The 477-nt window shown below is 71.3% G+C and carries 1 protein-coding gene and 1 pseudogene; both read left to right on the top strand.

From position 1 onward, the window contains the following. Positions 1 to 351: MnhB domain-containing protein (locus LPA54_RS37480; RefSeq protein ID WP_306806623.1), on the top strand; the 351-nt coding region annotated here is incomplete at its 5' end. After that, positions 348 to 477 (top strand): annotated as a pseudogene (locus LPA54_RS37475) (Na(+)/H(+) antiporter subunit C); the annotation flags it as partial. The gene LPA54_RS37480 and the pseudogene LPA54_RS37475, both read left to right, overlap by 4 nt.

Genomic DNA, 477 nt, shown 5'->3' with positions numbered 1-477 from the left:
ATGATCACCCGCTACCTGGCGGGCGGCCGCTTCGAACTCGCCGAGGCCGCCCCCCTCCAGCCCGGACTCTTCACCGGCCTCGGCCTCTTCGTCTCCACCGGCACCGGCCTCCTCGGCCTCGTGGACGGCACCGTCCTGCACGCCTTCACGTACCACGGACACCTGCCGGTCTTCGGGGACTACCACCTGAGCACCTCGGTCCTCTTCGACTTCGGCGTCTACCTGCTGGTGCTCGGCGTCGTCCTGGACATCGTGCGCGCCCTCGGCGCCAAGGTCGACCGCCAGACCGAACGGGCGGCGGGCGTCCTCACCCCCGAAGGCGGACCCGAAGCGGGAGGGAGCGCCCGATGACCGTCAGCGCCTCGCTCATCGCCACGGCCGTCGTGCTCTGCGCCGTCGGCGGCATCCTCATGCTCACCCGTCCGCTGACCCGCATCCTGCTCGGCGCCGTCGTCGTCGGCAACGGCATCAACCTGC

Source organism: Streptomyces sp. DH12, from assembly GCF_020873895.1.
Lineage (GTDB): Bacteria > Actinomycetota > Actinomycetes > Streptomycetales > Streptomycetaceae > Streptomyces.
Note: the sequence above shows the minus strand (reverse complement) of the source record. Positions and strands in the feature narration are given on the sequence as shown.